At 40.8% G+C, this 20521-nt stretch carries 23 protein-coding genes; 10 read left to right on the top strand and 13 right to left on the bottom strand.

Going from position 1 to position 20521, the window contains the following annotated elements; all coding sequences use genetic code 11:
- Positions 1-66: 66 nt before the first annotated feature.
- The 5 genes from rplS to ACESK1_RS06815 all read right to left on the bottom strand — a co-directional run bounded on the left by rplS (position 67) and on the right by ACESK1_RS06815 (position 4980).
- Entirely contained in the window at positions 67-417 is a 351-nt protein-coding gene (gene rplS / locus ACESK1_RS06835; protein ID WP_372919257.1) for a 50S ribosomal protein L19, read from the bottom strand.
- A gap of 113 nt (positions 418-530) precedes the next feature.
- A complete protein-coding gene (gene trmD / locus ACESK1_RS06830) occupies positions 531-1217 on the bottom strand; it encodes a tRNA (guanosine(37)-N1)-methyltransferase TrmD (RefSeq protein WP_372919255.1) in 687 nt (228 codons plus the stop codon).
- A 32-nt stretch (positions 1218-1249) separates the two neighbouring features.
- The gene (locus tag ACESK1_RS06825) at positions 1250-1831 is read right to left on the bottom strand and encodes a hypothetical protein (protein WP_372919253.1); all 582 of its coding nucleotides are present in this window, start codon (positions 1829-1831) and stop codon (positions 1250-1252) included.
- Positions 1832-2013: 182 nt separating this feature from the next.
- On the bottom strand, positions 2014-3462 hold the full coding sequence (locus ACESK1_RS06820; RefSeq protein WP_372919252.1) for a glyceraldehyde-3-phosphate dehydrogenase: 1449 nt from the start codon (positions 3460-3462) through the stop codon (positions 2014-2016).
- Positions 3463-3585: 123 nt separating this feature from the next.
- Complete coding sequence (locus tag ACESK1_RS06815) at positions 3586-4980, bottom strand: trypsin-like peptidase domain-containing protein (RefSeq protein ID WP_372919250.1); 1395 nt, start codon at positions 4978-4980, stop codon at positions 3586-3588.
- Between the two features lie 134 nt (positions 4981-5114).
- Between ACESK1_RS06815 and dapF the strand changes: the two genes are divergently transcribed.
- The 4 genes from dapF (at position 5115) to ACESK1_RS06795 (ending at position 8332) form a co-directional block, all read left to right on the top strand.
- The gene (gene dapF / locus ACESK1_RS06810; protein ID WP_372919248.1) at positions 5115-5906 is read left to right on the top strand and encodes a diaminopimelate epimerase; all 792 of its coding nucleotides are present in this window, start codon (positions 5115-5117) and stop codon (positions 5904-5906) included.
- Positions 5894-6418 carry a GNAT family N-acetyltransferase gene (locus ACESK1_RS06805; RefSeq protein ID WP_372919246.1) on the top strand — a complete coding sequence of 175 codons (525 nt, stop codon included), beginning with the start codon at positions 5894-5896 and terminating at the stop codon, positions 6416-6418. The genes dapF and ACESK1_RS06805 overlap by 13 nt, the downstream gene beginning before the upstream one ends.
- Positions 6418-7461, top strand: a complete 1044-nt coding sequence (gene mltG / locus ACESK1_RS06800) for an endolytic transglycosylase MltG (RefSeq protein WP_372919244.1) — start codon at positions 6418-6420, stop codon at positions 7459-7461. Before ACESK1_RS06805 ends, mltG begins: the two co-directional genes overlap by 1 nt.
- A gap of 211 nt (positions 7462-7672) precedes the next feature.
- Positions 7673-8332: a peptidoglycan-binding protein LysM gene (locus ACESK1_RS06795; protein WP_372919242.1), complete on the top strand. Its 660-nt coding sequence runs from the start codon at positions 7673-7675 to the stop codon at positions 8330-8332.
- Here ACESK1_RS06795 and ACESK1_RS06790 read toward each other — a convergent pair.
- The 3 genes from ACESK1_RS06790 to dnaA are packed head-to-tail and all read right to left on the bottom strand — an operon-like array spanning position 8329 to position 10970.
- Positions 8329-9060 carry an SAM-dependent methyltransferase gene (locus ACESK1_RS06790; RefSeq protein ID WP_372919240.1) on the bottom strand — a complete coding sequence of 244 codons (732 nt, stop codon included), beginning with the start codon at positions 9058-9060 and terminating at the stop codon, positions 8329-8331. The genes ACESK1_RS06795 and ACESK1_RS06790 overlap by 4 nt on opposite strands.
- A complete protein-coding gene (locus ACESK1_RS06785) occupies positions 9060-9530 on the bottom strand; it encodes a low molecular weight protein-tyrosine-phosphatase (RefSeq protein ID WP_372919238.1) in 471 nt (156 codons plus the stop codon). Before ACESK1_RS06785 ends, ACESK1_RS06790 begins: the two co-directional genes overlap by 1 nt.
- Positions 9531-9542: 12 nt before the next feature.
- On the bottom strand, positions 9543-10970 hold the full coding sequence (gene dnaA / locus ACESK1_RS06780) for a chromosomal replication initiator protein DnaA (RefSeq protein WP_372919236.1): 1428 nt from the start codon (positions 10968-10970) through the stop codon (positions 9543-9545).
- A gap of 203 nt (positions 10971-11173) precedes the next feature.
- On the opposite strand from dnaA, the gene ACESK1_RS06775 reads away from it, so the two are divergent.
- On the top strand, positions 11174-11572 hold the full coding sequence (locus ACESK1_RS06775) for an acyl-CoA thioesterase (RefSeq protein WP_372919234.1): 399 nt from the start codon (positions 11174-11176) through the stop codon (positions 11570-11572).
- Here the strand turns inward: ACESK1_RS06775 and ACESK1_RS06770 are convergent.
- From ACESK1_RS06770 to ribD, 4 genes are read right to left on the bottom strand one after another with little or no spacing between them, the layout of a single operon-like run.
- Entirely contained in the window at positions 11569-12177 is a 609-nt protein-coding gene (locus ACESK1_RS06770) for a YigZ family protein (RefSeq protein ID WP_372919232.1), read from the bottom strand. The two genes, ACESK1_RS06775 and ACESK1_RS06770, sit on opposite strands and share 4 nt — an antisense overlap.
- Positions 12178-13050 (bottom strand): EamA/RhaT family transporter, encoded by an 873-nt coding sequence (locus ACESK1_RS06765; protein ID WP_372919230.1) that lies wholly within the window; start codon positions 13048-13050, stop codon positions 12178-12180.
- On the bottom strand, positions 13047-13655 hold the full coding sequence (locus ACESK1_RS06760; RefSeq protein WP_372919228.1) for an HAD family hydrolase: 609 nt from the start codon (positions 13653-13655) through the stop codon (positions 13047-13049). Before ACESK1_RS06760 ends, ACESK1_RS06765 begins: the two co-directional genes overlap by 4 nt.
- On the bottom strand, positions 13648-14691 hold the full coding sequence (ribD, locus tag ACESK1_RS06755; protein ID WP_372919226.1) for a bifunctional diaminohydroxyphosphoribosylaminopyrimidine deaminase/5-amino-6-(5-phosphoribosylamino)uracil reductase RibD: 1044 nt from the start codon (positions 14689-14691) through the stop codon (positions 13648-13650). Before ribD ends, ACESK1_RS06760 begins: the two co-directional genes overlap by 8 nt.
- A gap of 27 nt (positions 14692-14718) precedes the next feature.
- On the opposite strand from ribD, the gene ACESK1_RS06750 reads away from it, so the two are divergent.
- From ACESK1_RS06750 to ligA, 5 genes are read left to right on the top strand one after another with little or no spacing between them, the layout of a single operon-like run.
- On the top strand, positions 14719-15219 hold the full coding sequence (locus tag ACESK1_RS06750; RefSeq protein WP_372919224.1) for a GNAT family N-acetyltransferase: 501 nt from the start codon (positions 14719-14721) through the stop codon (positions 15217-15219).
- A 4-nt stretch (positions 15220-15223) separates the two neighbouring features.
- Positions 15224-16075 (top strand): peptide chain release factor N(5)-glutamine methyltransferase, encoded by an 852-nt coding sequence (gene prmC / locus ACESK1_RS06745; protein ID WP_372919222.1) that lies wholly within the window; start codon positions 15224-15226, stop codon positions 16073-16075.
- 13 nt (positions 16076-16088) lie between these two features.
- Positions 16089-16697 (top strand): TIGR00730 family Rossman fold protein, encoded by a 609-nt coding sequence (locus ACESK1_RS06740; protein ID WP_372919220.1) that lies wholly within the window; start codon positions 16089-16091, stop codon positions 16695-16697.
- 17 nt (positions 16698-16714) lie between these two features.
- Positions 16715-17386, top strand: a complete 672-nt coding sequence (locus ACESK1_RS06735; protein WP_372919218.1) for a VOC family protein — start codon at positions 16715-16717, stop codon at positions 17384-17386.
- Positions 17387-17404: 18 nt separating this feature from the next.
- Positions 17405-19399, top strand: coding sequence for an NAD-dependent DNA ligase LigA (ligA, locus tag ACESK1_RS06730; protein WP_372919216.1), 1995 nt, complete (start codon positions 17405-17407; stop codon positions 19397-19399).
- 105 nt (positions 19400-19504) lie between these two features.
- On the opposite strand, the gene ACESK1_RS06725 is transcribed toward ligA, so the two are convergent.
- Entirely contained in the window at positions 19505-20413 is a 909-nt protein-coding gene (locus tag ACESK1_RS06725; RefSeq protein WP_372919214.1) for a bifunctional UDP-sugar hydrolase/5'-nucleotidase, read from the bottom strand.
- Between the last annotated feature and the right edge of the window lie 108 nt (positions 20414-20521).

Genomic DNA, 20521 nt, shown 5'->3' with positions numbered 1-20521 from the left:
AATGCTTTCTGAAAATAAAAAAAGCCCCGAATTTCGGGGCTTTGGAATATATTGAAGAAAAATGAATTATCTTTTTGCTTCTTTAATTCGGGCTTTCTTACCGGTAAGACCTCTAAAGTAATAGATACGTGCTCTTCTTACTTTACCTCGTTTGTTCAACTCGATTTTCTGAATTGCAGGTAGATTAACCGGGAAAATACGCTCTACTCCAACAGTACCACTCATTTTTCTAATGGTAAAAGTTTGAGAAGCTCCTGATCCTCTTTTCTGAATAACCACTCCTCTGAAGAACTGGGTACGGGTCTTTTGTCCCTCTTTAATTTCGTAAAAAACAGTGATTGTATCACCAGCCGAAAATTCGGGAAATTCTTTTGTAGCTACGAATTCGTCCTGTACAAATTTAATTAACGATTCCATCGATTTTTGTTTAAAGTATAATCCAAAACAACATTCACGGTTTTCGCCAGAGGTTATTTTAGAACGCCTGCAAAATTACAAATATAAATTTTAATTCCAAGCAGCTGAGAGACTTATTTTTCCGACTCGTCCAGGAGATCCGGTCGAAGCTTTTTGGTGCGCTCCCAGGCCTGTTCTTCCCGCCACTGTTCAATTTTAGGAAAGTTCCCGGAAGTCAGTATCTCCGGAACTTTCCAACCTTTGTATTCCGCGGGGCGGGTGTAAACCGGTGGTGCCAGTAGATCATCCTGAAAGGAATCGGTTAAGGCTGAAGTCTCATTACCTAAAACTCCGGGAATAAGTCTTATAACTGCATCACATAGCACTGCGGCCCCAAGTTCTCCTCCTGAGAGGACATAATCTCCAATGGAAATCTCTTTGGTGATAAAATGATCCCGTACCCGCTGATCAACCCCTTTATAATGGCCACACAAGATGATAAGATTCTGATGTAAAGAGAGCTGATTTACAGTTCGTTGTTCCAGGCGCTCCCCATCAGGAGTCATATATATAACCTCGTCGTAATCTCTTTGGCTTTTAAGATTTGAAATGCATTTATCAATTGGTTCTACCATCATCACCATTCCGGCGCCACCCCCAAATTGATAATCGTCAATTTGCTTATAATTATCGGTTACATAATCCCTGAGGTTATGAATATGAATTTCAACAATGCCTTTTTCTATAGCTCTCTTCAAAATTGAAGCCTCAAAAGGACTTTTTAGCAGGTCTGGGACTACCGTGATGATATCAATACGCATACACAACTTTTAGGGATTAATTCAAGTAGGTTTTATCCGTTAGAGGTCTTGTTTCGCTCGTCCTGTAACATGCGGCCAAGGCGTTGTTCCTTTTCCAGGGCTTTAGTACGGTATACGTCAAATTCTTTCTCTGTTTCAGCTAATCTATTGCGGGCTTCGCGGGTCGTGGCGTGGGAATTTTTATATCGGTATATAAAGAATAACAAGGCAGCCAGCAAAATAGCTACAATTCCCCACATCATTCCCATATAACTGCCTTTGCTCATCGGCATACCCAGGAATTTGATAGCGTCTTTTTCAGCGTTTACCCTTTCCAGATCCTCCTGAGTGGCCTTCAGCTCTTTATTTAGAGATTCGATCTCAGCAATTTGTTCGTCCGCGGTGTTCTTTTGGGTTTCTATTTCGGCCCGTAATTCATCGAAATGCCGATTGGTATTGTTTTTCAATCTTACCAGCGCTTCATAATCAACTACTTTGTAGCCTTGGTAATTATTTGAGTTTTCTATAAGTTCATTGAATTCATCCTGTACAGGATTTGTACTCAGACTGTCCTGGGCATAAAACTGAAGACTCAGCAGACTTAAACTTAAGATTCCGAAAATAGTTCTGTTCATTATTTTGGGGTTAATGCATTAATTAATATGGACACAACGCCCGGTAGGATAACTTATTGTAACAATTTATACCTTAATTCTAAATCGTTTATTTTTAAATTTTCGGGGCTGCAAAGTTAAGGATAAAAAGAAAAAACCCAGCAATAAAAGCTGGGTTAGATGTAATTATATTTTGGTTTCTTCTAATAGTAAGTATACCTTCTTACTTTGGCAACATATTTGGCCAGTCTCACCACCTGGTGACTATAACCATATTCATTGTCATACCAGATATAAAGCACTATGCTTTTGCCGTCTTTTGAAACTATAGTGGCTTTACTGTCATAAATAGCGGGGGCATTTGAACCTACAATATCTGATGATACCAATTCATTATCCACGGCATATTTAATCTGCTCTACAAGTTCGCCTTCCAGGGCATATTTCTTTAAAATAGCATTTACCTTGTCTATGCTGGTTTTCTTCTGAACTTCAAGATTTAGAATGGCGAGAGAGCCGTTAGGAACCGGTACCCGTATAGCATTTGAGGTTAGTTTTCCTTCAAAAACAGGCAAGGCTTTGGCAACGGCACTTCCTGCCCCGGTTTCGGTGATAACCATATTCAGTGCAGCCGCACGGCCACGACGGTATTTACTATGCATGTTGTCTACCAGGTTCTGGTCGTTAGTATAGGCGTGGATAGTTTCCAGATGCCCTTTTTCAACACCTAGCGAATCCTGAATCGCTTTTAGTACAGGAGTGATAGCGTTGGTGGTGCATGAGGCTGCCGAAAAGATTTCGATCTCATCAGGATTATACTCCTTATGATTTACTCCGTGAACTACATTAGGTACACCTTTTCCGGGGGCAGTTAATAGTACTCGTGAAGCTCCCTTAGATTTCAGATGCCTGCTAAGTTCTGCTTTATCGCGAAAAGCTCCGGTGTTATCTATAACTAAAGCGTCTTCTATCCCATATTTTATATAATCGATATCCTCAGGCTGATTTGCAGAAATAATGTGAACGGTAGTCCCGTTAATTATTAACGCTGATTTTTTTTCATCAATTGCTACTGTACCTGAAAAATCTCCGTGTACAGAATCATTCCTAAGCAATGAAGCTCTTTTCTCCAAAACCGTCTTATCAACTTTGCCTCGCGTTACTATTGCCCTGAGCCTTAATTGATTTCCTTTTCCGGTTCGGTTCATTAGTTCGCGGGCTACAAGGCGACCAATTCTTCCGAAGCCATATAAAACTACGTCTTTCGGAATTAGTTTGGTGTAATCTTTCGCATCTTTGAGTTTATGAGAAACAAAGGCCATTGCATTGCTGTGTTTCTGGTCTTCCAAATGAAACTCATATGTAAGCTTCCCAATGTCCAACTTTGCCGGGGGTAATTTCATATCCTGAATAGCCTTTGCAATCTCTACCGTGTCAAATATGGAGATAGGTTTCTGAACAACTTCCCCCGCATATTCGTGTAGGTTGAGGATATCACTTACGTTGCGATTTAAAAGCTGATTCCTGAAAAGTACTAGTTCTATGGATTTGTCATACCATAGATCGCTCACAATTTTAATAAATTCTACTGTGGCTTTACGCCTGTTAGCCTGGAAGGCCAGTTCTCTTTCGTAACCTTGGTTGAAACTCATTATTTTGCTGTGTGTTTGATTTAAACTTGCGCAAAAGTATATATTTCAAACGTTTTCGTAAAGTATTTTTAAAATAAAAAAGCTCTCCGGAGGGAGAGCCTTAATTCAATTCTTAATTATTCTTTATCGCCATACTACCCGTTGCTTTTCTCCATTCTTATCAATAAAACTTACCACAATAGATTCTGAGGTTTTTCTATTATTCATAATGCGCTCCACATCTCCAATATCGTTAACCGATTGATTGTTAATAGCGGTAATAATTGTTCCTACAAGTTCTTCAGAAGGTAAGTTGCTCATTAAAGTCCGGGAGATCTTGACTCCATTTGGAGTATTATAAGCTTCAAGTTCTTCCTGTGTTGCGTTGGTGACTTCCAATCCAATGCTATCTATCCTGTAAATTTCGTTTTTTGTAAGTCTAACATCGAAATCTCGTTTTTTGCCTTTTCGTACGACTGTTACCTTGACCTCGTCATCAGGGCGTTTGGAATTGATATACCCCGTAAGGTCTGAAAATTTATTGATGGTAATATTATCTATTTGCCTAATAACGTCACCTTCTTTAATTCCGGCTTTTTCTGCACCACTGCCTGACGTAACTTCGGCGACATATACTCCCTGAGCTGAGTTAAGGTCAAGCTCTTCAACGGCTTCTGGTGTAATGCTCAGTCCTCTTATTCCCAGAATCCCTTTTTGAACATCACCATATTCCAGAATATCTTCCACGATCTTCCTGGTAATATTAGAAGGTACCGCAAAGGCATAACCAATATAACTACCTGTTTGGGAGGTAATAGCTGTATTTATTCCCACAAGCTCTCCATTGATGTTCACCAGCGCGCCACCGCTGTTTCCAGGGTTAATGGCGGCATCGGTTTGAAGAAAGGATTGCGGAGTTGCATCATAGGTATTCAGGTCTCTTGCTGTAGCACTTATAATTCCGGCTGTAACTGTCGATTTTAAATTGAAAGGGTTTCCTACTGCTAAAACCCATTCTCCTAATTTCACTGCATTGGAGTCTCCAAAGGGAATATAATCCAGGTCCTCTGCATCGATTTTCAGCAAGGCGATATCAGTGGATTCTGCTACTCCTATGATCTCAGCGGTGTAGGTCTGGTTATTATTAAGGGTAACTTCCACCTCGCTGGCTCCTTTGATAACGTGATTATTGGTGACTATATAGCCGTCAGGAGATATAATAACCCCTGACCCGGCACCTTGTAAAGCCCGGCCGCCTTCATTTCCGCGGTAAAGATCCCAGATGCTTCGGGGGCCTTGATAAACGGCAACATTTTTTACGTGCACCACTCCGTTAACTGTGTTTTCAGCTGCTTCGGTGAAATCGGCATTGGTGCCATAGATCCTGTCATCGTATTTTGCCGGCATAAAATTTTGTGAAGGAGATTGGTCTTGTATTAGTTGAGGCTGTATTTCAGGTTCGATAAATAATTTATAACCCCCAAGGGTAAGAGCTCCTCCCAGGATCGCAACGATAAGTAAACTTGCAAATCTTTTCATTTTTAAAAATGTTCTTTATGAAATAAATAATAAGTTAATCAATAGTTCTTTTAGGATTCTTGCTTTTAACGGCCAATTAACAGCTGGAAAATCTGCTGTTTTATTGTATATTTGTATCCTTTTAGTTACAACAAATGACACTTAAGTTTTATAAATATCAAGGTACCGGAAATGATTTTATCATTATCGATAACCGTACTGGATTTTTCTCCAAAAACAATACCAAATTAGTTAATTTTCTATGTGACAGAAAATTTGGCATAGGGGCAGACGGCTTGATGTTAGTAGAGAAACCGGAGGTTAAAGATGATGATTTTAAGATGGTTTATTATAATGCAGACGGAAATGAAAGCAGTATGTGTGGTAATGGAGGACGCTGTTTAGTAGCCTTCGCTAAACATCTCGGAATTATAAAAGATAAAGCTAAATTCACTGCCATAGACGGATCTCATAAGGCTATAATTCATAACGGATTGGTTAGTCTTCAAATGCAGGATGTAAAAAGCATCAGGAGGGAGGGCGAAGATTTATTTCTTGATACCGGTTCCCCTCATCATGTCGTATTTACGGAAGAAGTTGATACTATAGACGTAAGAACACAAGGTGCTGGTATTCGGTATAATCAACAATATAAAGAGAAAGGCACAAACGTGAATTTTGTGAAGCAGCTTAGCGCCAACGAATATAAAGTACGAACATACGAGCGGGGAGTAGAAGATGAAACTCTTTCTTGTGGAACCGGAGTTACCGCTGTGGCCATTGCCGCAAGTGCATCAAACAGGGCCGATGGGGAATTAGTAAAACTCCAAACCCCTGGGGGAGAACTCAGCGTTTCTTTTAGAAGGAATGGTGAGACTTTTAAAGAAATATGGCTAACAGGGCCGGCTACTCAGGTTTTTAAAGGAGAGATATTATGCAAACTTTAAAAGGAAATAAAATTTATTTGCGCGCCCTGGAGCCTGAAGATCTTGATTTTGTTCATGAACTTGAAAATACCGAAGAATTCTGGGTGGTAAGTGCTACCCAATCTCCATATTCCAGGTATATGATCAAAAAATATCTGGAAAATGCCCATCGCGATATTTATGAGGTAAAGCAGTTAAGACTTGTGATTTGTAACTATGATCACAAACCTGTAGGTCTCATAGATCTTTTTGATCTCGAACCTAAAGATAGACGGGCGGCTATTGGTGTTTTAATTGCAGAGCCTGCAGATCGCAAAAAAGGTTATGGTGCCGAAAGCATTTCGCTTATTTGTGAATATAGTTTTAATCACCTCGCTTTACATCAGGTTTATGCGAATGTCACTGCCGATAATGAAGCCAGTGTAAGATTATTTGAAAGTCAGGGTTTTTCCCTTGTTGGTGTAAAAAAGGACTGGATTTTGGTGAACAAACAATTTAAAGACGAAGCCCTATATCAACTTATTAATAAATAATGTACATTAAAAAAATACTTATTGCTGTCGCTATTCTTGGACTTATAGCCTTAGCAGGTTTTAGCTATTATATTTATAACAGCATATTTTCTTCCAATACCGAATTTTCTGAAAAACAGGCAGTAGTCTATATCCCAACCGGTGCCGATTATCAAACTGTAATAGATAGCATCAAGCCTTTAGTGAAGAATATTGAATCCTTTGATGCTGTAGCCAGGAAAAAAGGATATCCAAATAATATCAGGGCGGGGAGGTTTGAGCTTGATAAAAATATGAACAATAATGAACTTGTGAATGCTCTACGCTCCCGCAATAACCCAATTAATGTAAATTTCAATAATCAGGAACGCCTTGAAAATCTAGCGGGTCGAATATCCGGGCAAATCGAAGCGGATTCAGCTACTTTGATTTCAGCTTTTAAAGAAGAATCCTTTTTGAAAGAAAATGATTTTACCGAAGCCCAGGCTCTAGCCATGTATATTCCTAACCGCTATGAATTTTTCTGGAATACTTCTGCGGAAGAATTCCGAACCCGGATGAAGCGGGAATATGAGAAGTTCTGGACCCCTGAAAGAAGGGAAAAAGCTGAAGCCATAGGCCTTTCTCCTAATGAAGTAACTGTTATTGCATCAATAGTGCAGAAGGAAACGGCGAAGGTAGATGAAAGACCCAAGGTTGCCGGAGTTTATATGAACCGCTATAAGAATGGCTGGAAACTGGATGCCGATCCCACCGTTATCTATGCTATTAAGCATGAAAGCCAAAAATTTGATACAATCATTAAACGAGTTCTATACAAAGACCTCACTTTAGATTCTCCTTATAATACCTATTTATACAAGGAATTACCTCCAGGCCCAATAGCCATGCCCGATATCTCCTCAATAGAGGCAGTTCTTAACTATGAAGATCATGATTACTTCTATTTCGTGGCCGATGTCCAGAATATGGGCTACCATAAATTTGCCAAAACCCTCGCCCAACATAACCGAAATAAGCAGGAATATGTGCGCTGGATAAACAAACAAGGAATAAAACGCTAAGGAGGTAATAATCCTGCATTTTTTAAGTTTTCTATAACCTGCTAATAATTAGTTTCTTACAGGCTTGTTAATCAAACGCCATCTTTTATGAATTGATTAACAGGCTGTATATCAAATTATTAAAAATTGTTGTACATTTGCACGGCGAATTTGAAGGGGGTTTATGTTATTAAAATAAGCATAACCGTTATCCCTTCAGAAACAAAATGTAATGAGAAGGAAAATTGTAAAATTTTCAATCTTGCCTGTTTTAGCAGGCAGTATGTTTTTCAGCTTTTCAACAAAAGAAGCTGCAAACCTGGAGATGTTCTCCACCTCAGACCTTGACCTGGAATATACTGTGTCACTTGAGGAACCCGATACTGAAACCCCTGAAGTACTCACAGATCTGCCAATTCTTGGCAAATCCTACCTCGGATTTAAAGAAGCTGTCGGCTTTAAAGAATCCGGTGGTAACTATAAAGTAGTTAACCAATACGGTTATATGGGGAAATATCAGTTCGGAAAAGGTACCCTGGAACTTATCGGGATCTACAAACCAACAGAATTCCTGAATTCTCCAGAGTTACAGGAAGCTGCTTTTTATGCAAATGCTTCCCGTAACAAATGGATACTTATTAGGGATATCGCCCGGTTTGAAGGTAAAGTGATAAATGGGGTAGAGGTAACCGAATCAGGAATCCTGGCCGCAGCTCACCTTGCAGGTCCTGGTAGTGTTAAAAAATACCTTAGAAGCTGGGGTGCCAATGCTTTTAGCGATGCTTTTGGAACCAGTATAAAAAACTATATGAAGCGTTTTGGGGGATATGATACCTCCTTCGTTAAGCCCGAGCGTAGAGCGAAAGCGGTAATTCAACCAGTTCGGGTCTAAGATTCTTTTTGTAAGATAAAAATAGCAGGCCTTTTATGAAGGTCTGTTTTTGTTTTTTTCCAGTCAGCTGCTGTTTTCGTAATCACAAATTCACTCGGAAGAGTAAGATCACACGCTACGCAAATCCTGGTTGCCGGATGCAGATTTTGAACCAGGTCTTCCAGCATCTGATTGTTTCGGTAAGGGGTTTCTATAAAGATTTGTGCCTGATCTTTTTCTGCCGACAATCTTTCCAGAAATTTAATCTCTTGTTTCCGCTCTTTTTTATCAATGGCTAAGTAACCATGGAAGCTAAAACTCTGTCCGTTCATTCCGCTGGCCATCATCGCCAGAAGAATTGAAGAGGGTCCAACCAAAGGTACAACCTGAATTCCTTCGCGATGTGCTATTTTCACAATTTCTGCACCGGGATCTGCAACTCCGGGACAACCGGCCTCACTCATCAAACCCATATTTCGGCCATCTTTACAGGCGTTTAGAAAGCCTGGAATTTCAGATGATTCAGTAAATTTATTTAAGCTGTGTAAGTTTAGATCTTGTTGGCTCTTTTCTGGAAGAAGCTGTTTGATATGCCTTCTTGCAGTTTTTTCGTTTTCTACAATGAATTCATTTAAACTATCCAGAATATTCTTCACCTTTTCAGGTAATACTTCTAAGGGGTTTTCGCCACCCAGCGTAGTGGGAATAAGAAATAGTTTTCCTGAATATTTAAATGAATGTTCTCCCATTATTCCTCATCTTCTTCCTGAAGTTTTCGTGCTATGTTCTCACAGGCTTCATCGAGCATCTGAAAGACATTCTCGAAACCGTGGTCCCCGCCGAAATAAGGGTCTGGTACATCAACATTCTCTCCGGGAAAGATCTCGTTCAGAATTAGCTTTACTTTTTGTTTGTCTTCTTCATGCCGGGCAAGCGAGATCACATTTTCGTAATTGGAATTATCCATCACATAAATATGATCAAATTTTTCAAAATCTGAAACTGAAAATTGTCTTCCGCGCTGCTCGGTAATATCCAGTTCGTATTTTCTCGCTACGGAAATGGACCTCTTATCCGGTAAGTCCCCTATGTGATAATCGCCGGTACCGGCAGAATCCACAAATATTTTTTGCCGATCTATTTTAGACTTGAGAATACCTTCGGCAAGGGGTGATCTGCAAATATTGCCGAGGCACACCATTAATACCTTGGTTTTCATAAAAGAAGAATTTTATACTGTAAGCTTTTTGCTGAGGTCTTCAACAAATTTTTTAAATTGTTTGTCGGTCGCTGCCAGGTTATCTACGGTTTTACAGGCATGTAAAACTGTAGCGTGGTCGCGCTTTCCTATCTGGGAACCAATACTTGCCAAAGAAGCTTTGGTGTATTTCTTGGCAAAGAACATGGCTAATTGTCTCGCCTGAACAATATGACGTTTCCTTGTTTTAGACTGCAGGGTTTCTACATCCATCTGGAAATAATCGCTCACCACCTTTTGAATATAATCTATGGAAACCTCCCGTTTGGTATTCTTCACGTAGTTATCTACGATCTTGGTAGCGAGTTCCAAGGTGATATCTCTTTTGTTAAAAGAAGAGTGGGCAATTAGGGAGATAATAGCACCTTCCAATTCCCTGATATTGGTTTTTATATTGTTGGCCAGAAACTCCACGATATCTTCAGGCATTTCAACACCATCGCGATAGAGTTTATTTTTGATAATAGAAACGCGGGTTTCAAAGTCGGGGTGTTGCAATTCTGCTGAAAGTCCCCACTTAAACCTTGAGAGTAACCTTTGTTCGATATCCTGCATATCTACCGGAGCCTTATCACTCGTCAAGATCACCTGTTTTCCGTTTTGGTGCAGGTGGTTAAAGATATGGAAGAAAACATCCTGTGTTCCTGCTTTTCCTGAAAGCAGCTGGATATCATCTACAATAAGAACGTCTATTATCTGATAGAAGTGAATAAAATCGTTTCTGTTATTCTTTTTAACCGATTCGATATACTGCTGGGTGAATTTTTCTGCAGAGATATAGAGAACGGTTTTTTCCGGGTATTTATCTTTTATCTGAACTCCTATAGCATGCCCCAGATGGGTTTTTCCCAGTCCAACCCCGCCAAAGATTAGCAGTGGGTTAAAGGAAGTTCCTCCGGGTTTGTTAGCAACAGCCATGCCGGCAGATCTTGCCAGTCTGTTGGAATCGCCCTCCAGGAAATTCTCGAAATTATAGCTCGGGTTTAACTGAGACTCGATCTTTACATTTCTAATTCCGGGAATTACAAATGGGTTCTTTAATTCGGGGTTTCTATTTTTAATAGGAACATCAACTTCCTGGGAAGCCATGTTAGCTCTTTGGGTACTCGGAATTTTCTCTGTGAATGGAAGTTTGTTCCCGTAGGTATTTTCCATCTTTATAACGTACACTAGTTTTGCCTTTTCCCCTAACTCCCGGGTAAGCGAAACTTTAAGTAGCTTTACGTAGTGCTCTTCAAGCCATTCATAAAAAAATTTGGAAGGCACCTGTATGCTTAAAGCACAATCGGTAAGTTTTACTGCTTGTATAGGCTCAAACCATGTCTTGTAGGCCTGAGGTGTGATGTTATCTTGTATAAAAGCCAGACAGCTATTCCAAACTGATTGCGCAGTTTTCGACATGCTTTGTTGTACGTTATTTAAGGGTTAGTAGTTAGTTAATGGCGATCAAAAGTGTTTAGGCTTCAAATCTTGGTGGAACAAATATGTGAACAAAAAATGTAAAAAAAAAACGATTTTGGTGTTGAATTTTAAGAAAATTTTATGCATACTTAAATCCGCTTATGAAAGTACAAAACCTCACCCTATTAACCTATTAAATCTTTATGAAAAGCCACACAAGTTTTGTTAAAGTCAGATATGCCGAAACCGATCAGATGGGTGTGGTGCATCACGGAAATTACGCGCAATACCTTGAAATTGCTCGCATCGAGTGGTTAGAGGAACTCGGAATTTCCTATAAATCCATGGAAGAAAACGGGATGATGTTACCTGTTTATTCCATGGAATTTCGCTTTTTGAAACCGGCAACCTTCGGAGATGAACTGGAAATTGTGACCCTTCTGAAAAAGCTCCCAAATGTTAAAATTGAATTTAATTATGAAGTGTTTAACAAAGGAGGTGTCTTGCTTACTCAGGCTTCCACAGTTTTGGTTTTTATGGATTCAAAAACAAGACGACCGGTTAGGTGCCCGGAATATATTCTGGAGAAATTAAAAGATTAATCCTCCAGCCTTTTTATTTCGACTTTATAGGTGGTGTTGAATTTTTGAAAAATACTTTCTGCCTCCTTTTTTCTTACTGAAATTCTAATCCTGCAATCCAACTCGAGTTTCTGGTCGATTACATTTAGGTTGTTCTCCTTTATGATGCGCATCACCGTATTCATTTCAGGGTAATCGAACTTTATTTCAAAAACCTCATCAACGGTTCTGGTAACAATTCTTGATTCCTCCAAAGCCATTTGAGCAGCGGTTTTGTAGGCGTTTATCAAACCACCCACCCCGAGTTTTACTCCGCCAAAATAACGCACCACTACAATTAAAATATTGGTTACTTCAAATGACTGGATCTGCCCGTAGATGGGCATCCCGGCCGAATTGGAGGGTTCTCCATCGTCATTAGCGCGATAATGAATCTCCTCTTTTCCCAGCTGCCAGGCGTAACACCAGTGGCGTGCCTTATGATGTTTGTTTTTTAAATCTTCCAGGTGAGCATTGATCTCCTCTTCAGTTTTAACCGGGAAAGCGTACCCAAAAAACTTCGAATTCCTGTCTTTAAAAAGAACTTCCGGGGAGGCCTCGGTTATGGTTTTGTAGGTATCCTTCATTTACTGGGAATTTGCTACTAATAAAATACTTATAATCGCCAAAATAAGTCCGATCCAGTTTTTTCTCAAAAGTACTTCCTTAAAGAAAATGATTCCCACCAGGGTTGATGCCAGAACGATCCCTACATGATTTAAGGTGAACAGTACCGAATTCTCAAATCCCGGACTGCGAAGTGCCATTACCAGGAAATAGATGGAAAAGTAATTGGGAATTCCAAGGGCGATCCCGCCGGCCAGGCTTTTCCAGCTAAGCTTCAGTTTACCCGAGATGGCTTGAACGATGATAATAAGTGTGCCAATAACCCCGGCAACGGCAAAAATACTGGTGGAAAACAGCCCTACATCGGTTTCAGAAACATAAAAGTTTTCCAGGAAATTAATTGTTGTGTCAATAATTCCGCTGCCCAGAAACACCAGGAACGGAAAGATCAGGTTTTTCTTCTTGATCTTCAGCCCGTCTTTTTTCTTTATTGAACTTAGATAAACCGCGGCAAGTGCAAGAACGATCCCCAGAAGTTTAAAGAAACCGGTGCTCTCCTGATAAATAAATATTCCGAAGAAAACAGGCAGCGCTACCGACATTTTTGAAGCGATCGATACCACCGCCATCCCACTGCGCTGGGTGGTAATAGCCGCGAGATAAAAAACGCTTATGAAAAGAGCTCCTAGTAATAGCGACCCTGGAAACCAGGTTTCCGAAGGGATCCTTAACAGATCGTCGGTGCTTTCAATATAGCCTACAAAACCTACCGTGCAGGCGATAAAATAATTTACGATTATGGCCTGCAGGGTGTTTACCCCGTATTTTTGATAAAGTTTAAACACCACAAAAATTATGGTGGAAGAGAGAATGCTTAGCAGCAGATAGATCAAAACAGTTCTCTTTTAGTGGTGAAAAGATCTATCACATCTTCCCGGGTAGGTTCAATGTTCCAGGTGTGAATTCCCAATGCTTCCGCAGCCTTGGTATTTTCCTGGGTGTCGTCTATAAAAAGACATTCTTCAGGCTTAAGCCCGTGTTTATTTAAGACAAACTCGTAGATCTCAGCGTCAGGTTTTCTATAATTGATTTCGTGTGAGAGATAAAATGCATCAAAACAGGCCTTGAAATCTTCGTAAAAAGGCACATTTTCCTTTACCCAGTCAATGTGGATCTCGTTGGTGTTGCTCAAAAGGATGAGTTTATAATCTTTTTCTTCTGAAAGTTTTTTCAGGAACTGGTAGCGGTACTCGGGGAAATCTATCAAAATCGCGTTCCAGGAATTTACGAAGATCTCTTCTTCCAGCTGCCTGAATTCCTCCTGATAGGTCCTAATTAACTTTTCTGAGCTTATTAAGCCTTTTTCATATTCCCTGTTGAGTTCCAGGATATCATCCGTTAGATCCTCAATACGGTGTTTCCGCATCTCCCTAAGGGTTGCGGGTTTGTCGAGGTTGATGAAAACATCTCCAAAATCGAAGATTATAGCCTTAATCATTGATATATATTTTCAGGTTATCGTTCTTAATAGTCCTTTCTGAAATTAATTTTCCTGAAAACCCAGGAGCTTTAACTCCATTTCTTAACTGATTATTACCGGTAAAAACCCTGGCTTCATCCCAAAGTCCTGAGTCGATGAAAGTCTGAAGCGTCTTTGCTCCGCCTTCGATGATCACCGACTGGATTTCATGCCGGTATAGAACTTCACAGATTTGTTCGGGAAGTTCCCTCCCGAATTTTATACCTTCAAATATCAGGTTTTTATGGCCAAAAGCTTTTTCAATATCTTCAGTAAAGACAATTGTTTTTACGCTCCCGTCAAATAAAGCGGAGTCTTTCGGGATCCTGAGGTTTCGGTCCAAAACGATCCTCACTGGATCTGGTCCGTCCCAAAAACGGGTGTTAAGCCTTGGGTTATCGGCCACAGCCGTTTGCGTGCCCACCAGAATTCCTTGTTCTTCACTGCGCCACTTATGCACAAGTTGGTTGGAATGTGGATTGGTGATCCAAACCGGTTCCCTTTTTTCCTGTTTTTCCGGGGCGATAAAAGCATCCAGGCTTTGTGCCCATTTTAAAATTATATAAGGTCTTTTTTGCTGATGAAAGGTGAAAAAGCGTCTGTTTAACCACTGACCTTCCTTCTCAAGAATTCCCACCTGAACCTCGCAGCCTGCATCCAGGAGTTTTTTGATTCCCCTTCCTGAAACTTCAGCAAAAGGATCTACACTGCCAATCACCACCCTTTTTATTCCTTTGGCTATGATAAGATCGCTGCAGGGCGGGGTTTTTCCGTAATGACTACAGGGCTCAAGGCTTACATAAATGGTACAGTGTTTTAATAAAGACTCATCTTTAACAGACCTGGTGGCAAGCACCTCGGCATGCGGTTCTCCTGCAACCCGATGCCAACCCTCACCAATGATCTTATCCTCATGAACGATCACGCTTCCAACCATAGGATTGGGATAGGTGGTTCCTATCCCGTTTTGGGCCAGTTGTATGCATCTTTTTATGTATTTTTCGTGTATATTCACCCCGCAAAAATAGGATTTATAACAAGAATGAGTAGTTTTAAAATAAGGGAAATTAAACCCGAAGATAACGAACAGGTTGCCAACGTGGTGCGTAGCGTGCTGGTTGAGATGGGAGTGCCCAAAGTTGGTACGGCCTATGAGGATAAAGCCCTTGATGATATGCATGGCACTTATGAGCATGAGAGAATGAAGTATTTTGTGCTGGAGAACGAAGATAAGATCATTGGTGGTGCAGGAATAGCGCCTTTAGCAGGACTGGAAGAGAAAATTTGTGAATTGCAAAAAATGTATTTTCTTCCCGAAGCGCGTGGAAAAGGCCTGGGCGCCCAGATGATGGATACCTGTCTCAAGTATGCCCAATCTCAGGCTTTTGAGAAGTGTTATATCGAAACCCTGCCCTATATGGAAAATGCCCGGAAACTTTATGGAAAAAGCGGATTTGAGTCTCTCGATGCGCCTATGGGAAGCACCGGTCATTATAATTGTACTATGTGGATGATCAAAGATATTCTACCAAACAAACAATAGGAATTTGACAATTTCAGAATTAAAAAGTTCCTTTCTCACCGATCTTACTAAGGATTATCCTTGTGAAGAAGCGAATTCTTTCTTTGGGTTGCTCGCTGAGGCCTATTTGAAAATGAGCCGGCTGCAGGTGAGTCTCAATCGGGATATGAAAATAAGTGCGGCAGATATCGAAAAATTTGATAGAGCCAAGGAGCGATTGCAAAAACATGAACCTATTCAGCATATCATTGGTGAAACCGAGTTTTTTGATCTGAAATTCAAAGTCAACAGCAATGTTCTGGTACCCCGTCCCGAAACCGAGGAATTGGTACAATGGATTCTCGATGATCTGACAACAGAAAAAGGTGAAATCAAGCTATTGGATATAGGTACGGGTAGCGGCTGTATTGCTGTGAGCCTGGCCAAAAACCTTCCGGAGGCAAAAGTCTTTGCTATTGATATTTCTGAAGGAGCTCTGGAAACTGCCCGGCTGAATGCCCAAGGCAATCAGGTGGAAATCAGTTTTTCCGAAAAGGATATTCTGCAGGTGGATCAATTAGATCAGCAATTTACCCATATCGTGTCTAATCCGCCTTATGTTCGGGAATTGGAAAAAGCTGAAATGCATCTTAATGTCCTGGATTATGAACCGGAAAGAGCATTATATGTTAAGGATGAGAACCCGCTGATCTTTTACCGAAAAATCACTCAACTGGCACAAAAAGCATTATTCCCCGGCGGGAAGCTTTACTTCGAGATCAATCAGTACCTGGGACCAGAAACAGAAAAGTTACTACAGGAGTATGGTTTTACAACTGAACTTCGAAAGGATATTTATGGGAATTTCAGAATGTTGAAAGGTGTAAAAGAAACCTAAAAAACTTGTCGATTTGGAAAAATTGCAGAAAGAAAAAAACCTGAAAAGCATTGCCGTTTTTTGCGCCAGCAGTGATGGTAATGATTCGATTATAGCCCAGGAAACTTACCGCCTAGGGAAAATCCTGGCCCAAAAGAATATAAACCTGGTCTTTGGCGGCAGTAAGCTTGGCCTTATGGGAAAAGTTGCTGCCGGCAGCCTGGATCATAACGGAAAGGTGATTGGTGTGATCCCTGATTTTCTCAAAACAAAAGAAGTGGTTCATCCGGGTCTGAGCGAACTTATCACAACCCGGGATATGCACGAGCGGAAATTAAAAATGCACGAGCTTAGTGATGGCTTTATTGCCCTGCCCGGCGGCTTTGGAACCTTTGAAGAGTTATTCGAGATCGTTACCTGGGGACAGTTGGGCTTACATAAAAACCCAATTGGCTTGCTGAATATCAACGGCTTTTATGACGATTTGATAGCGATGTTGAAGACTATGGTCCGAAAGGAACTTTTGAGGAAGGAGAATTTCGACATGTTGATTATCGCAGAAAATATTGAGGAGCTTTTGGATAAAATGTATAATTTTAAGCCACTGCCCGTTCCAAAATGGATGAATAAGGAGCAGACCTGAATTCTAAAAAGCCTGGTATGAAAATCCGAAAACTTCAACTTTATTCTTCGAATTTAAAAGAACAATTGCATTTCTATCGCGATAATTTGGGTTTACATGTGAACCAGAATTCCGAAGAAAATTTTGAAGTACAAATCGGCTATAGCCTGATGGAATTTCAGTTCCAAGAGGATGCAAAACCTTACCACATCGCCTTTCATATCCCCGATCATCAGGAACAGGAGGCGCTGGAATGGGTAAAGGGACGAATGCCGGTGTTGAAATATAATACCGAAGAGATCATAGATTTTAGTGCATGGAATGCCAAATCCCTGTATTTCTATGACGCCGATACGAATATTCTGGAATTCATTTCCCGCGGAGATTTTAATAAGCCGCAATCTGCCTTGTTTTCCGAAAAAAGTATCCTGGGCGTTGCTGAGGTTGGCATTGGCACTACTCGGGTGCGGGAAAAGTTCAATTTTATGAATTCTCATTTTGGCCTTGAGAAATATGATGGCGATTTCGAAAAATTCTGTGCCGTAGGAGATGATCAGGGGCTATTTATCACCATAGATCGAACTAAAAAAGACTGGTTTCCCATCGATGATAAGGCCTATGCCGCTGAGTTCCGTGTGGAATTTAGTCACAGGGATGAAAACTACCGATTAATTTTTGAGAAAGATCATTTGACGACGCCTTCCGAATAAAAATACTTGAGAAATTATATGACCCCAGAAGAGAAGATACAGCAACTACGAGAAGAATTAAATCATCATAATTACCTCTATTACGTGCTTGATAAGCCGGAGATAAGCGATTATGATTTTGATATGAAACTCAGGGAATTGCAGGAGCTGGAGGAAAAACATCCCGAACTGGACGATCCTAATTCCCCAACCCGTAGGGTAGGCGGCGCGGTCACTAAAAGTTTTGAAACTGTGGTCCACCAGTACCGCATGTATTCGCTTTCTAATTCTTACTCTAAGGAGGAGTTGGAAGATTGGGAAAAACGCGTTAAAAAACTCGTAGACGGTAAACTACAGTATGTTTGCGAGCTTAAGTATGATGGTGCTTCCATAAGTCTTTCCTATGAAAACGGAAAGTTACAACGCGCTGTAACCCGGGGCGATGGATTTCAGGGGGACGATGTAACTAATAACATCAAGACCATTCGTTCTGTTCCTCTTAAACTAAAAGGCGATTATCCTGAGAAATTCGATATTCGTGGGGAGGTTATCCTGCCTTACGAGGGGTTTGCGAAGATGAATGCTGAACGGGTGGAGGCAGGGGAAGAACCCTATGCAAACCCGCGGAATACAGCTTCGGGTAGCTTGAAACTGCAGGATAGCGCTGAGGTTGCAAGGAGACCCCTGGACTGCCTTCTTTATTCCATCGTAACCGAAAGAATTTCGGCAAAAACTCATTTTGAAACTCTGGAAAAGGCCAGAAGCTGGGGCTTTAAAGTGCCCGGAGAAGCCGAATTGAAGAATAATATCGGCGAGGTTCTGGATTATATAAATTACTGGGATCTTCATCGCCACGACCTGCCTTATGAAACCGATGGGGTGGTGGTAAAAGTGAATGATCTTCACCAGCAGGATGAACTCGGTTACACTGCCAAATCCCCGCGCTGGGCCATTGCCTATAAATTTAAGGCCGAGCAGGAAGCAACAAAACTTAAGAAGATAACTTACCAGGTAGGACGCACAGGGGCGATTACTCCGGTAGCCAATCTTGAACCGGTGCAATTAGCCGGTACAGTTGTTAAACGCGCATCCCTGCATAATGCCGATCAGATCGCCAAGCTGGATATAAGGGAAGGAGATACAGTTTTTGTTGAAAAAGGAGGCGAGATAATTCCGAAGATCGTGGGGGTTGATTTTACCAAACGGGATCCTGAAACTCCCGAAACCAAATATGCTGAAAATTGCCCCGAATGTGGTTCAGAACTGATTAGGAAGGATGGGGAGGCCCAACATTATTGCCCTAATTACAATGGCTGTCCACCACAGATAATTGGCCGAATCCAGCATTATATTTCCAGAAAAGCCATGGATATTGAAGGCCTGGGAGGAGAAACCGTAGCACTGCTTGTTAATGCCGGACTCATAAAAACCTACGCCGATCTTTATACCCTTAAAAAGGAAGATATTTTACCTCTGGAACGCATGGCCGAAAAATCCGCTGAGAATCTTATTAACGGCATTGAAAAATCCAAGGAGATTCCCTTTGAAAGAACTTTGTTCGCTCTGGGAATTCGCTATGTAGGAGAAACGGTCGCTAAAAAACTCGCTAAACATTATAAGAGTATTGATAGGCTGATGGAGGCTTCAGAAGAAGACCTGATCTCGATTGATGAAATTGGGGAAAGCATAGCCCGTAGTGTTCGGGAATTTTTTGCTTCCGAAGAGAATAGGGAAATAGTTCAGCGATTAAAAGAATACGGCGTCCAATTGGAAATAGATGCAGAAGTACTCGCTAATCATACTGAAAAATTAGAAGGGAATACCTTTGTAATTTCCGGAGTATTTGAAAAAGTCTCCCGGAATGAACTGAAGAAAATGATAGAGGAGAACGGAGGAAAGGTTTCCGGGTCTATCTCGGGCAAAACCGATTACCTGGTTGCAGGAGAAAATATGGGCCCCAGCAAACTGGCTAAAGCTGAAAAACTGGGGACTAAAATTATTTCTGAAGACGAATTCCTTAAAATGTTATCATGAACATAAAAGCTGGGTCACTCTGGCCTCGATACAAAGTCTCACAGAAAAATTAAGCTGGCTCAGTACTGCAAATTATAAATCTTAAGGGGTTTAAAAACTATCCCATTAAACCGCTATTTTCACGCCGTTAGTCTCGATATTGTTTTTATTATCCAGATAAAAATCTATTCTTCCCAGGTAAAGTCCATAGCAGCCTACCTGGTTAACCAGTACTTTCTTGCCGGCACGGTTGGTTTCCACTGTGGGTTTTTCCAGAAAGGTGTGGGTGTGCCCACCAATGATCAAATCTATGTTTTCTGTGGCTTTTGCCAGTTTTATATCCGAGATCTTATCGTGCTGATATTCGTAACCCAAATGTGAAAGGCAGATAACCAAATCGCATTTCTGTTCTTCTTTGAGTTTCCGGCTCATATCCTGTGCGATCTCTACAGGATCCAGGTATTTCGTCTCCTTGTACAGCTTTTTAGTAACCAGACCGTCCAGTTCAACTCCAAGTCCGAAAATTCCGATCTTAACTCCGTCTTTTTTAAAAATTTTATACTGGTGGGTTTGTCCATCCATCACCGTGTTGCTGAAATCGTAATTAGAAGAAATAAAATCAAATTCAGCATGAGGTAATTGAGCATAAAGGCCATCGATTCCGTTATCGAAATCATGATTGCCTATTGTTGAAGCGTCATATTTCATTTTGCTCATCAGCTTGAACTCCAGCTCTCCCCCATAAAAATTAAAATACGGCGTTCCCTGAAAAATATCACCCGCATCAAGAAGCAGGGTATTAGGATTCTCTTTTCTTATATTTTCTATTAAAGTAGCGCGTCTGGCAACTCCACCCATATTTGGATTCCGAGCATCATCAGGACCAAATGGCTCAATATGGCTGTGTACATCATTGGTATGCAAAATAGTGATATGCTTTTTATAGGCCGTGGTCATTGCAATAGACGAAAGCCCGCCAAGACCTATAAAAGCCGTAGCCGCTGTTGTTTGCTGAATAAAATTTCTTCTTTTCATCTGTGTGTTTTTTAAAACCCTTAAAGGGTTTTGAAAGGCTTAATTTTTTCTGATGAACCTGTTGTCTGCTTCAGTCTTGAGAGTATCTACCTTTTGAAAATAATCTAT

Origin of the sequence: Salegentibacter sp. (assembly GCF_041642575.1) — a bacterium.
GTDB lineage: Bacteria > Bacteroidota > Bacteroidia > Flavobacteriales > Flavobacteriaceae > Salegentibacter.
This window is presented reverse-complemented; position numbering and strand designations above follow the sequence as displayed.

What these genes read in the sequence shown, in the direction of transcription:
- rplS (WP_372919257.1), bottom strand. Translation starts at nt 417, where the DNA reads ATGGAATCGTTAATTAAATTTGTACAGGACGAATTCGTAGCTACAAAA.
- trmD (WP_372919255.1), bottom strand. Translation starts at nt 1,217, where the DNA reads ATGCGTATTGATATCATCACGGTAGTCCCAGACCTGCTAAAAAGTCCT.
- ACESK1_RS06825 (WP_372919253.1), bottom strand. Translation starts at nt 1,831, where the DNA reads ATGAACAGAACTATTTTCGGAATCTTAAGTTTAAGTCTGCTGAGTCTT.
- ACESK1_RS06820 (WP_372919252.1), bottom strand. Translation starts at nt 3,462, where the DNA reads ATGAGTTTCAACCAAGGTTACGAAAGAGAACTGGCCTTCCAGGCTAAC.
- ACESK1_RS06815 (WP_372919250.1), bottom strand. Translation starts at nt 4,980, where the DNA reads ATGAAAAGATTTGCAAGTTTACTTATCGTTGCGATCCTGGGAGGAGCT.
- dapF (WP_372919248.1), top strand. Translation starts at nt 5,115, where the DNA reads ATGACACTTAAGTTTTATAAATATCAAGGTACCGGAAATGATTTTATC.
- ACESK1_RS06805 (WP_372919246.1), top strand. Translation starts at nt 5,894, where the DNA reads ATGCAAACTTTAAAAGGAAATAAAATTTATTTGCGCGCCCTGGAGCCT.
- mltG (WP_372919244.1), top strand. Translation starts at nt 6,418, where the DNA reads ATGTACATTAAAAAAATACTTATTGCTGTCGCTATTCTTGGACTTATA.
- ACESK1_RS06795 (WP_372919242.1), top strand. Translation starts at nt 7,673, where the DNA reads ATGAGAAGGAAAATTGTAAAATTTTCAATCTTGCCTGTTTTAGCAGGC.
- ACESK1_RS06790 (WP_372919240.1), bottom strand. Translation starts at nt 9,060, where the DNA reads ATGGGAGAACATTCATTTAAATATTCAGGAAAACTATTTCTTATTCCC.
- ACESK1_RS06785 (WP_372919238.1), bottom strand. Translation starts at nt 9,530, where the DNA reads ATGAAAACCAAGGTATTAATGGTGTGCCTCGGCAATATTTGCAGATCA.
- dnaA (WP_372919236.1), bottom strand. Translation starts at nt 10,970, where the DNA reads ATGTCGAAAACTGCGCAATCAGTTTGGAATAGCTGTCTGGCTTTTATA.
- ACESK1_RS06775 (WP_372919234.1), top strand. Translation starts at nt 11,174, where the DNA reads ATGAAAAGCCACACAAGTTTTGTTAAAGTCAGATATGCCGAAACCGAT.
- ACESK1_RS06770 (WP_372919232.1), bottom strand. Translation starts at nt 12,177, where the DNA reads ATGAAGGATACCTACAAAACCATAACCGAGGCCTCCCCGGAAGTTCTT.
- ACESK1_RS06760 (WP_372919228.1), bottom strand. Translation starts at nt 13,655, where the DNA reads ATGATTAAGGCTATAATCTTCGATTTTGGAGATGTTTTCATCAACCTC.
- ACESK1_RS06750 (WP_372919224.1), top strand. Translation starts at nt 14,719, where the DNA reads ATGAGTAGTTTTAAAATAAGGGAAATTAAACCCGAAGATAACGAACAG.
- ACESK1_RS06735 (WP_372919218.1), top strand. Translation starts at nt 16,715, where the DNA reads ATGAAAATCCGAAAACTTCAACTTTATTCTTCGAATTTAAAAGAACAA.
- ligA (WP_372919216.1), top strand. Translation starts at nt 17,405, where the DNA reads ATGACCCCAGAAGAGAAGATACAGCAACTACGAGAAGAATTAAATCAT.
- ACESK1_RS06725 (WP_372919214.1), bottom strand. Translation starts at nt 20,413, where the DNA reads ATGAAAAGAAGAAATTTTATTCAGCAAACAACAGCGGCTACGGCTTTT.